At 59.7% G+C, this 10,325-nt stretch carries 10 protein-coding genes; all 10 read right to left on the bottom strand.

Annotation, left to right across the window (positions count from 1 at the left end):
* Nucleotides 1-362: 362 nt before the first annotated feature.
* The 10 genes from araH to KGB07_RS01705 all read right to left on the bottom strand — a co-directional run bounded on the left by araH (nucleotide 363) and on the right by KGB07_RS01705 (nucleotide 10,033).
* Entirely contained in the window at nucleotides 363-1,331 is a 969-nt protein-coding gene (gene araH, locus KGB07_RS01750) for an L-arabinose ABC transporter permease AraH (protein ID WP_223456187.1), read from the bottom strand.
* Between the two features lie 12 nt (nucleotides 1,332-1,343).
* Nucleotides 1,344-2,888 carry an L-arabinose ABC transporter ATP-binding protein AraG gene (araG, locus tag KGB07_RS01745; protein WP_046037457.1) on the bottom strand — a complete coding sequence of 515 codons (1,545 nt, stop codon included), beginning with the start codon at nucleotides 2,886-2,888 and terminating at the stop codon, nucleotides 1,344-1,346.
* A 64-nt stretch (nucleotides 2,889-2,952) separates the two neighbouring features.
* Entirely contained in the window at nucleotides 2,953-3,957 is a 1,005-nt protein-coding gene (locus KGB07_RS01740; protein ID WP_046037458.1) for a substrate-binding domain-containing protein, read from the bottom strand.
* Nucleotides 3,958-4,099: 142 nt separating this feature from the next.
* Nucleotides 4,100-4,918: an SDR family oxidoreductase gene (locus KGB07_RS01735; protein WP_223464275.1), complete on the bottom strand. Its 819-nt coding sequence runs from the start codon at nucleotides 4,916-4,918 to the stop codon at nucleotides 4,100-4,102.
* Between the two features lie 273 nt (nucleotides 4,919-5,191).
* Nucleotides 5,192-6,067 carry an SMP-30/gluconolactonase/LRE family protein gene (locus KGB07_RS01730; RefSeq protein WP_046037460.1) on the bottom strand — a complete coding sequence of 292 codons (876 nt, stop codon included), beginning with the start codon at nucleotides 6,065-6,067 and terminating at the stop codon, nucleotides 5,192-5,194.
* 45 nt (nucleotides 6,068-6,112) lie between these two features.
* Complete coding sequence (locus KGB07_RS01725) at nucleotides 6,113-6,829, bottom strand: FadR/GntR family transcriptional regulator (protein ID WP_046037461.1); 717 nt, start codon at nucleotides 6,827-6,829, stop codon at nucleotides 6,113-6,115.
* A gap of 102 nt (nucleotides 6,830-6,931) precedes the next feature.
* Nucleotides 6,932-7,492 carry a DUF1285 domain-containing protein gene (locus KGB07_RS01720; protein ID WP_046037462.1) on the bottom strand — a complete coding sequence of 187 codons (561 nt, stop codon included), beginning with the start codon at nucleotides 7,490-7,492 and terminating at the stop codon, nucleotides 6,932-6,934.
* Between the two features lie 16 nt (nucleotides 7,493-7,508).
* Entirely contained in the window at nucleotides 7,509-8,117 is a 609-nt protein-coding gene (locus KGB07_RS01715) for a DUF4823 domain-containing protein (protein WP_046037463.1), read from the bottom strand.
* Between the two features lie 171 nt (nucleotides 8,118-8,288).
* Nucleotides 8,289-9,257 (bottom strand): GTP 3',8-cyclase MoaA, encoded by a 969-nt coding sequence (locus KGB07_RS01710; RefSeq protein ID WP_046037464.1) that lies wholly within the window; start codon nucleotides 9,255-9,257, stop codon nucleotides 8,289-8,291.
* A gap of 137 nt (nucleotides 9,258-9,394) precedes the next feature.
* The gene (locus KGB07_RS01705; RefSeq protein WP_008050425.1) at nucleotides 9,395-10,033 is read right to left on the bottom strand and encodes a TetR/AcrR family transcriptional regulator; all 639 of its coding nucleotides are present in this window, start codon (nucleotides 10,031-10,033) and stop codon (nucleotides 9,395-9,397) included.
* Nucleotides 10,034-10,325 lie beyond the last annotated feature (292 nt).

The following is a 10,325-nucleotide window of genomic DNA, read 5'->3' as shown; positions in this document are numbered from 1 at the left end:
GTAATTGCTCAGCAGGCTGTCGGCCAATTTAACCAGTTCAGGATCAGGTTTGACTCGTTTGGCGCGCTTGGATTTTGGCTCGGTCATTGGATTTCCTTGGGGTAGGCAGTCTCCTGCCAAATGACCGGTTACACAAAACTAATTACACCCTCAAGGGCCTCTTCGCGGGCAAGCCCGCTCCCACAGGATCTGTGCCAGACCACAATTCGATGTGTGAATGCAGAACCCTGTGGGAGCGGACTTGCTCCGGGCGGCGATCCGACGAAGACGTCAGCACATCCAACATCGATGTGACCGACAGATCGCATTCGCGAGCAAGCCCGCTCCCACAGGAGATCACCTGCACCGTCAGACTTCGGTGGTCAGCGTTGTTTCAGTCGGTCTATGACCACCGCCAACAACAAAATCGAACCCCGGATCACATACTGATAAAACGTATCGATGTTCTTCAGGTTCATCGCATTCTCGATGATCGCCAGAATCAACACCCCGGCGATCACATGCCGGATCATGCCGATCCCGCCACTCAACGACACCCCGCCCAGCACGCAGGCCGAGATCACCGTCAGCTCGAAACCCTGACCGATCATCGGTTGGCCGGAGGTCATGCGCGAAGCCAGGATCACCCCGGCCAACGCGCCGATCACGCCATGCACGGCGAAGATGATGATCTTGGTCCGGTCGACATTCACACCGGCCAGCAGCGCCGCTTCCTGGTTGCCACCGATGGCCATGGTGTTGCGCCCGTAGGTGGTGTAGTTCAGCAGCCAGCCGAAGAACAGGAAGCAGACGATGGTGATCAGGATCGGCACCGGTACGCCAAACAGCTGGCCGTTACCGAACACAAAGAACGATTCCTGGGACACCCCCACCGCTTTGCCGTTGGCGAAGATGTAGGCCAGGCCACGCACGATCTGCATGGTCGCCAGCGTGGTGATCAGCGCGTTGACCCGCAGCTTGGCGATCACTATCCCGTTGATCAGCCCGACGATCAGGCCCATCACCAGCGCCGCACAGACACCGAGAAACACGCTGTTGGTGTCGCGCATCACCACCGCCGCGACTACCCCGGCGCAGGCAATCACCGAGCCCACCGACAAGTCGAAATGCCCGGACGCCAGGCAATACAACATGGTGCATGCAGCGATCCCGGTGGTGGAAATCGCCAGGCCCAGGCCACGCATGTTCAGCGGTGAAAGGAAGTTGTCGATCAGCAAGGTGCAGGCGACAAAGATGCCGACCGCCGCCAGCAGCATCACCCAGTCATCGAGGAAGCGTCGCAGGTCCAGCGGTTTGCGCGTGGTCGGCAGGGTGTTGTTTTGGGTTGTCATCATAGTCACCTCTCAGTTCGCCACGCCGTCGGCGCGTTGGCGCGGCAAAGCCAGTTGCAGCAGGTTGGATTCGTTGGCCTGTTCGCGGCTCAGCTCGCCACGCAGGGCGCCTTCGCACAGCACCAGGATGCGATCGGAAATGCCCATGACTTCCATCAAGTCGCTGGACACCACAATCACCGCGATCCCCTCGGCGGCCAGGTTATGGATGATCTGGTAGATCTCGGCCTTGGCACCGATGTCGATGCCACGGGTGGGTTCGTCGAGCAGCAGCACTTTCATCGGCATCGACAGCCAGCGGCCGAGAATGGCCTTCTGCTGATTGCCACCGGACAGGTACATGATTTTTTGCGCCGCGTTGGGCGTCTTCACTTTCAGCGCCTTGATCTGCTGCTCGGCATTGTCCTTCTCCCACAGGCCGCGCAACAGACAACCGAAGGTGGAGTGAGCGCCGCGCGCGCTGATGTTGATGTTCTCGGCGACGCTGGCCAGCGGCAAGATGCCTTCCTTCTTGCGGTCCTCGGGGCACAACAGGATCCCGGCGGCAATCGCGTCCCGGGGTGAACGCAGCTTCAGTTCATGGCCACGAAGTTTCAGCTGTCCGGCGCTGTTGCGCGCCAGGCCGCTGAGCAGGCGCAACAGCTCGGTGCGACCGGCACCGACCAGCCCGAACAGCCCGAGGATTTCGCCTTTGTGCACCTCGAAGCTCACCGGCTCGCGCAACCCCGGCCCGAGCAGACCATCGACCTTGAGTGCCACCGCGCCGCGCTGGCGCGGGCGGTAATCGTAGATGTCCTGGATGTCGCGCCCGACCATGCAGGTGACCAGTTGATCGTGGGTCAGCTGGCTCATGTCGTCGAACGTGCGTACGTAACGCCCGTCCTTGAACACCGTCACCGCGTTGCAGATGCGGAACACTTCTTCCATGCGATGGGAGACATAGAGCACCACTTTGCCCTCGTCCCGCAGCCGGCCGATAATCGCCATCAAGCGGTCGATCTCCCGCGCCGAAAGGCTGCTGGTGGGTTCGTCGAAGGCAATCACGTGGGCACCACGGGACAACGCCTTGGCGATTTCCACCAATTGCCGCTGGCCAAGGGACAGGCGCCCGACTTTCTCCTGCGGGTCGATTTCATCGGCCAGGCCCTTGAGGCAGGCCAGTGCCTGCTGGCGCAGGGTACTGCGATTGATCAGGCCGAAACTGGCGGGCAGATGCCCGAGAAACAGGTTCTCGGCCACGGTCATTTCCGGCACCAGATGCAGCTCCTGGTGGATCACCGCGACACCACTGCCGATGCTGTCGGCGGTGGACTTGAAGTCCATCGTCCGCTCGCCGATCTGCAACGCACCGCTGCAAGGCGTGTAGGCCCCGCCGAGGATTTTCAGCAGCGTCGACTTGCCAGCGCCGTTCTCGCCCATCAAGGCGTGAACCTGCCCCGGATGGGCGACGAAGCTGATGTTGTCCAGCGCCCTCACACCGGGAAAGGTCTTGCCAATTCCGTTGAAGCGCAAGCTGCCGGTAAGGCTGTGTTCGTGTTGGATTGTTTGCGCGTGCATAACCACCTCTTCACACCGATCAGGCAACCCCGCCGCCGGGGCCGCCGCTGAAATCAAACGGCCGTCAGTTCCACAGGCCGATCTTTTCCAGCTCCTGCTTGAAGTTGTCACGGGTGATCAGCGTCACGTCGTCCATGGCGGTGAACTTTGCAGGTTCTTTGCCGGTGGTGACCCAGTCGTACATCATGCTGGCGGTGTTGTAGCCCTCGATGTGCGGGCTCGGCAGCATCGAACCGTAGAAGCCGCTGTCGGGTTTCTTCAGCTCGCCGATGGCGTCGGTACCGTTGATGCCGATGCCGATCACGTTGGCCGCGGCGAAACCGGCGCTCTCGGTGGCGCGCACACCGCCCAGGACGGTGTTGTCGTTCATGCCGCCGATGATCAGGTTCTTCGCCGCCCCCGGCAGTTTCACCAGGGCCGAGTTGGTGGCGTCCATGCTGCCCGGCACGTCGAGGGTCTTGAGGGCCGCGAACAGGATGTGGTCTTTCGGCATGCCGGCATCTTCCAGCGCTTTGACCGAACCGTCGGTGCGCTTCTTGCCGGTGTCGAGTTCGTTGTAGGTGTTGATTACCGCATAGGTGTCTTTCCATTCCCAACCGCGTTTCTTCGCTTCGGTCGCCATGGCATTGCCTTGCTTCTGGCCGACTTCGAACGCAGCCATGCCGAGGTACGGCACGTCTTCCATGAACTTGCCGCCGGCATCGACGAAACGGTCATCGACGGCAATCACTTTCAACCCGTTGAGCTTGGCCTTGGCCATGATCGCAGGGCCGAGGGACACGTCCGGCGGGCAGATCACGAACCCCTTGGCGCCGTTGGCCGCGAGGCTGTCGATGGCCGAAAGGGTTTTCTCACCGTCCGGCACGGCGATCTTGATCAGGGTGAAGCCCTTCTCTTTCCCGGCCTTTTCGGCAAATGCCCACTCAGTCTGGAACCAGGGTTCTTCCGCCTGCTTGACCAAGAAACCGATCTTCACTTCCTCGGCTGCCAGCAGCGTGCTGTTCAGGCTGAACGCCGAGACCGCCAACGCGGCACAGCACAGGGAACGGATAGCATGACGACGATTCATAAGCTGACTCCTTGTTATTTTTCTTGAGCGTTCTTTGAAAGCGTTCTTTGTTAACCAGCGGGCGGTAAAAACATACTGCCAATAGTCATATCGTATGATGATTGGATTTCAGGCGTAGCAACGCGCCTGAAAACCCGATCACTCAGTCGTGGTACATCACCGAGCGCCCACCATCGATGGTGATGCACGAGGCATTGATGAACGGCGCTTCATCACTGGCCAGGAACACGGCGGTCATTGCCACTTCGATCGGCTGCCCGATACGGCGCGGCGGGTGCAGGTCAAACGCACGCTGGCGTTCGGCGTGGGGGTCGGCAAAACCGTTCCAGTAATCGACGTTCAACTGGGTTTCGATGTAGCCCGGCGCAATCGCGTTGACGCGCACACCCTTGGGCGCATATTCGATGCCCAGCGCGCGGGTCAGGCCGAGCAGGCCATGCTTGGCCACCGGGTAGGGGAAGCAGCCAGGGATGATGTGGGAGGAATGGGTGGACGCGATATTGATGATGCTGCCGATGCCCTGCTCGATCATCTGCGGCAGTACCGCCTTGCAACCGTACCAAGCGCCATCGAGGTCGATGGCGAAGCAGCGACGCCAGTCTTCCTCGGTCATTTCCAGCGGATCGCGGAACACGTTGACCCCGGCGCAGTTGACCAGCACATCGATCCGGCCGTGCAGGTCGATCGCCAGCCGGGCCATGGCGTGCAGATCCTGCTGACGCGACACGTCAGCCTTGATCGCCACCACATCGGCGCCCTGGTCCCGCCAGTGCGCCGCGACCTTCTCGACTTTTTCGGCCTGAATGTCGCTGATGATCAGCCTGGCCTGCTGGGACGCGAAGGCCGCCACAATCGCTTCGCCGATACCCTGGGCGGCACCGGTCAACAATACGACCTTGTTTTTCAGGCGTTCGCCCTTGGGCGGTTCCGGCACCGGTGGCAATGACAGTGGTTCAGCCATGGATCAAGACTCCTGTTCGAAGACACGACGAAAACCGGGCATCTGTCGATGTCCGGTCAAAAGGCGCTGGGTAGGAAACAGGTGAGTGCGAAAACGTTTCAGCTCGGAAACGTTCTGAGGCACAGGCTCCGCAAGGGAGCACGGGGGAACTTCGCTGCATCACTTCACCTGTTTTGTTTTTTTAAGTGTGAGTGCATGTAACTCGTGAGGCCGACTATAAACCCGGCTCGCGATAAATCTCAATATATATATTTACATCCCATATTTTGGGATTTATCCGGCAAAACGCGTGCAGTGCTTTCCAGGCACATCCACTGCAATCGACAACACAGCCCCATCCAATGGATGGCCCAGCGGACTCGCCGCGCTCGTGATGTACAGGGTTTTCAGGTCTGCACCGCCAAACACACAGCTGGTGGGGCGACTGACCGGCAGCTCGATGATCCGATCGACCTTGCCGTCCGGGCTCAACCTGAGCAGGCAGCTGCCGTCCCAACGGGCATTCCAGATAAAACCTTCGGCATCCATCGCCGAACCGTCCGGGCCGCCACGCCAATGCGGACCAAACCAGACCTGCGGCGTATCGAGAGCACCGTCGGTACGGATGAAATGCCGATACAAGGTGCCGTCGAGGCTGTCGCCGAAATACACGCTGGTGGCGTCATCGCTCCACAGCAGCGTGTTGGGAATGCCCAGATTGCGCAGCAACGGCGTAACCCGCCCGGCGCGATCGATGCGAAACAGTCCACCGCAACGGCGGACGATGGGCAGGTCTTCGCCGTGTTCTCCGATGTTGTTTTGCATGGTGCCGAGCCAAAGTCGGCCCTGGGCGTCGCAGCGGGCTTCGTTGGGGCGGTTGCCCGGTTGTGGATCGGCCACGCAGAGCAACGTCAGGCGCGGTTCCAGGCCAGGAGAGTCGAGGTCGAGGCGATACACCCCGCTGCTCAGTGTCACCAGCGCGTCGCCGCTTTCGCAGGGAATGAACGCCGACACGTGCTCCGGCATCTGCCAGATCTGCACGTTGGCGCCAATCAATCGCAGCGCCTGTTTACCGGCGATGTCCACCCAGTACAGGGCTTGGGTGGGCGCATCCCAGAACGGACCTTCGCCCAGTTGTGCCCGATGTCCGGTCACCGCAGTCCACGCCATGAAACCTCCTGCATTGTTCTTGTTTTTATGTGGGGATATTCGTTGTCAGCTGGCCTTTTTATCGGCCATGACTTGCGGGTAGTAGCGCTTGATCGCCAGGTCCGCGTTATCGATCAGGGTCATGCAGGCCCAGACACCCCGGGCGGTATCACGGGCCGCGATAGCCTCGGCCAGGTCCCGGTGAATCGGCAAGGTGCGACGCAGTTCATCCGGGTCGGCGGCGGACACTTCAAAGGCCACCGCCAACAACGCGCCGAGAGCGGGAACCATTTGTTCGATGAATTGATTGTGGCTGGCAGCGAGAATGCACTCGTGGAAGAGCTGGTCGGCACGGTTGTAATCGATGCCGCTGTCCACCGCCCGTTCCAGCGCGTTGCAGGCCAACAGGATCGCATTTACCTGTTCGCCGGTTGCGCGCTCGCAGGCCCAGCGCACGGCCATCGGTTCGATGGTACGGCGCAGGTCGAGCAGATCGTCGACGAAGTTTTCCGGCAAGCCGCTGCGTGACAACCAGCCGACGACTTGTGGATCGAAGAGGTTCCAGCGCCGCACCGGCAACACCCGCGTGCCGACTTTCGGCCCGACCTCTAGCATGCCTTTGGCAACCAGGGTCTTGATGGCTTCACGGATGACCGTGCGGCTTACACCAAGCTGTTCGCCTAGGTCGGCTTCGACCTTAAGTGACTCACCCGGCTTGACCTGCCCCGTGGCGAGCCAGCAACCCAGCCAGTCAACCGTCGATGCATGAAAGCTGCTGGACATGGACACCTCAAAGCCGTTCGCATTGGAGGCCCACGCTAATCATCATATGATTGGAAGTCAATTTGATTCTTTGGGGAAAATCAGAAATCCAATGTGGGGGTGTCAGGGTTCGAGGCCGATGGGGAAAAACTCGCCGCCACTCCATACACCGAGCCAGCGCTGGCCGTCGATCTCGCGACTCACCGCCAGCTCCACCAATTGATAGAACACGTTGCGATGGATCAAGGCTTCAAGATTGCTGCGCACATGCACGTAAGGGGCTGGCTCCTGCGTTACCGGGTCGATGATCACGCGCACCGGATGATCGGCGCCGGCCTCGGTGGCTTCATCGACGTTGGTGGTAAAGCGCAACAGCTGCGCCTCGCCCTCACCTTCCACGTCCACTGCAATCGCCACGAACGGCGCATCGTCGACCTTGATGCCGACCTTTTCCACCGGAGTGATCAGGAAATAATCATCGCCGTCGCGGCGAATGATGGTGGAGAACAGTTTGACCATCGGCTTGCGCCCGATCGGCGTGCCCAGGTAAAACCATGTGCCGTCGCGGGCGATGCGCATGTCGATATCGCCGCAGAAATCCGGATTCCACAGGTGCACCGGTGGCAAGCCTTTGGTCTTGGGGATTTGCCCCAGCAGGTCGTTGGCTTTTTGCGGGCCACTCATGGCGTTCTCCTTGGCATTACTGGTCGCTGAGGCCCAGCAGGCTGCGCGCATATTGTTCCAGCGGCGGGCCCATCAGGTCTTCGGGTTTTTTATCGTGGAACGTCAGTAAACCGCCACGACTCTTGATGGTTGCAGTATCAATCAAATACTGGGTGCTGGTCTCGATCAACATGATCTGAATCATACCGCTGTCGATGCCGAGACGATCCAGGGCTTCCTGGTCCAGCCACTCGTCCGAGTTGCCGATACGGTCGTCGGATTTGGCAAACCGGGTGTAGAGCAGATAGTGCGCACCGGCGGCACGGGCGTCGCCCATGGCCTGGTCGAGGCCTTCCGGCGTACGGGCACGGCGGACCATCGGGAAGTATTCGACGAAGCCATCGAACGCAACTTCGGCAATCACGTTGGGCCGCGGGTAAACGTCGCTGCCTGGCGGCATGAAAGCGCCCTGGGCGATGTAGACGAACGAGTCCGGCTGAATGCGCAGGTTGTTTGCGCGACGGCTATCACTGTGGTCGAGTAACCCCGCATCGCTCATATGGTAACGAGTCCCTTCGGCCATATCGCTGACGTTCATGCAGCCACCAAGTGCCAAAACGGCCAGCAGCAAAACCAGGCTACGCATCCTATCCTCCAGAGGCCGGTGTCGGAAAACCGGCGAATGGCCGTAGGATGCAGCTTCCGCGCCAGCTCAAGTTGCGCTTTGCCTGATCAAACGCAATCGCGGGCAAGCCACGCTCCCACAGGGTTTGGCGTAAACCCTGTGGGAGCGTGGCTTGCCCGCGATGAGGCCAGTTCAACCGCCGATAATTTTCATGACAGTCGCGCCACCGGAGAACGCCACTTCCTGCTTGTCCCCCAAGGCTTTCACCAGCAGTCGCTGCAAGGCTGGCAGCGCCTGATGGCGCGGCTTGTCCAGCAGGTCGCCGATGTAATGGCGATTGCTCGACGACAGGCAGCCATGCAGCCACCCGGTAGAGGACAAACGAAGGCGCGAGCAGGTACGGCAGAACGGCACACTTTCGTTGGCGATCACGCCGAAATGGCCTTGCCCCGGAATTTCATAGCGCACCGCTGTCGCATCGACGGGGGCGTCGGCTTGCAGATACTCGTAGCGCTCGCCGATCAGGCTCAGCAATTGCTGGAGGCTGACGAACTGTTGCAGAAAGGCATTGGAATCGTTGGCCAGGTGGCCCATGCGCATCAGCTCGATGAAACGCAGTTCATAACCGCGCTCCAGGCAGTAGTCGAGCAGCGGCATCACCTGATCAAGGTTCTGGCCGCGCAGCGGCACCATGTTGACCTTGATCTTCATGCCGGCCGCACTGGCCTCGTTCATGCCATTGAGCACGGTGGCCAGGTCGCCGCCCCGGGCAATGCCGCGGAACGCACTGGCGTCGAGGGTATCGAGGGAAACGTTGAGGCGCCGAATGCCCGCGTTCACCAGCAGCGGCAGTTTCTTCGCCAGCAACTGACCATTGGTGGTCAGGCTGATGTCTTCCAGGCCCATCTGACCGACCGCTGTCATGAACGCTTCGAGTTTCGGGCTGACCAGCGGCTCGCCGCCGGTAATGCGCAGACGCTCGATGCCCGCCGCTTCAATCAGGTAAGCCACTCCGCGCGCCATGGCTTCGGCCGACAATTCATCCTGCGCAGCCACCAGCCGCTTGCCATTGGGCACGCAGTAGGTACAGGCGTAATTGCAGGCTGAGGTCAGACTGATTCGCAAGTTGCGAAAACGCCTGCCTTGACGATCAACGATCATGGTCACTCCGGCGGAAGAATATCGGGCCGCTAAAACTTGACTCAGAAATCAAGTTTTAGCAAGTCCTCTACCTGAGTATATTCCTGCGGTACTGCGCCAAGTAGCGAAATCATGGCGCAATAAGGCAACTGAATGGCTCAGCTGCCGGAAGTGTCGGTGTCGCGCTTGCGCTTGTTGCCCATGCGCACGCCAATATCCATCAGGAACTGGAAGAAACCTTCCTGATCTTCCAGCACATTGCTCCAGAACGGCGAGTGATACAGCGCGACGGCACCGTGCACCAGCGCCCAGGATGCGCAGTAATGGAAGTAAGGTGGCACGTCTTCCAGCTTGCCTTCGCTGATCCGGCCCTTGATCAGCAGGGTCAGGCGTTCGAAGTTCGAGGCACGGATCTTGTGCAGCTCCTCGATCATCTCCGGTACCTGGTTGCCCTTGACCACTTTCTCTTCAAGGCGGTCGAACAGGCGATAGCGTTGAGGATCGCGCATGCGGAATTCGAAATAGGCACGGGACAGGGCTTCCTTGTCCTTGTCGACGTCGGCGGAGTGCAACAGCTCGTTCAAATCGCGCTCGTAGTCGAGCATCAGGCGCAGATAGATTTCCGCCTTGGATTTGAAGTGCTTGTAGATCGTGCCTTTGCCGATACCGACGGCATCAGCAATCATCTCGACGGTGACACTGTCTTCACCTTGTTCGAGGAACAGCTTGAGCGCGGTATCGAGAATTTCCTGCTCGCGGCGACGGAATTCACGGACCTTACGAGGTTCTTTATGCATAAGAAAAGGTCTGTCGGGGGTCAAAATTCGAAGCCGCGTATTATGCCTAACTTACGCAAAAATGCACGGATCATCCGACCATATCTGCGCTTTCTGGTCATTCCGCGTACGTTTACAGGGTGATGAGAACTCTTCCGAAGCGCACGTATTCCAAATTTGTTTAAAAACCCTGGCCGCTAAACTGGACGAGGCGCAATCCTGATCAATACTTGAACTGTCGGCGGGGCATCTCCCCCAAGTGTCACGCCGATATTGGTACCAACGGACCGTGTGCCATTGTTTTACTCCTAAT

It is taken from the genome of Pseudomonas sp. GL-RE-26, from assembly GCF_019956275.1.
GTDB classification, from domain to species: Bacteria; Pseudomonadota; Gammaproteobacteria; order Pseudomonadales; family Pseudomonadaceae; genus Aquipseudomonas; species Aquipseudomonas grandcourensis.
Note: the sequence above shows the minus strand (reverse complement) of the source record. Positions and strands in the feature narration are given on the sequence as shown.

What these genes read in the sequence shown, in the direction of transcription:
- araG (WP_046037457.1), bottom strand. Translation starts at nt 2,888, where the DNA reads ATGCACGCGCAAACAATCCAACACGAACACAGCCTTACCGGCAGCTTG.
- KGB07_RS01710 (WP_046037464.1), bottom strand. Translation starts at nt 9,257, where the DNA reads ATGATCGTTGATCGTCAAGGCAGGCGTTTTCGCAACTTGCGAATCAGT.
- KGB07_RS01730 (WP_046037460.1), bottom strand. Translation starts at nt 6,067, where the DNA reads ATGGCGTGGACTGCGGTGACCGGACATCGGGCACAACTGGGCGAAGGT.
- araH (WP_223456187.1), bottom strand. Translation starts at nt 1,331, where the DNA reads ATGACAACCCAAAACAACACCCTGCCGACCACGCGCAAACCGCTGGAC.
- KGB07_RS01720 (WP_046037462.1), bottom strand. Translation starts at nt 7,492, where the DNA reads ATGAGTGGCCCGCAAAAAGCCAACGACCTGCTGGGGCAAATCCCCAAG.
- KGB07_RS01705 (WP_008050425.1), bottom strand. Translation starts at nt 10,033, where the DNA reads ATGCATAAAGAACCTCGTAAGGTCCGTGAATTCCGTCGCCGCGAGCAG.
- KGB07_RS01735 (WP_223464275.1), bottom strand. Translation starts at nt 4,918, where the DNA reads ATGGCTGAACCACTGTCATTGCCACCGGTGCCGGAACCGCCCAAGGGC.
- KGB07_RS01715 (WP_046037463.1), bottom strand. Translation starts at nt 8,117, where the DNA reads ATGCGTAGCCTGGTTTTGCTGCTGGCCGTTTTGGCACTTGGTGGCTGC.
- KGB07_RS01725 (WP_046037461.1), bottom strand. Translation starts at nt 6,829, where the DNA reads ATGTCCAGCAGCTTTCATGCATCGACGGTTGACTGGCTGGGTTGCTGG.
- KGB07_RS01740 (WP_046037458.1), bottom strand. Translation starts at nt 3,957, where the DNA reads ATGAATCGTCGTCATGCTATCCGTTCCCTGTGCTGTGCCGCGTTGGCG.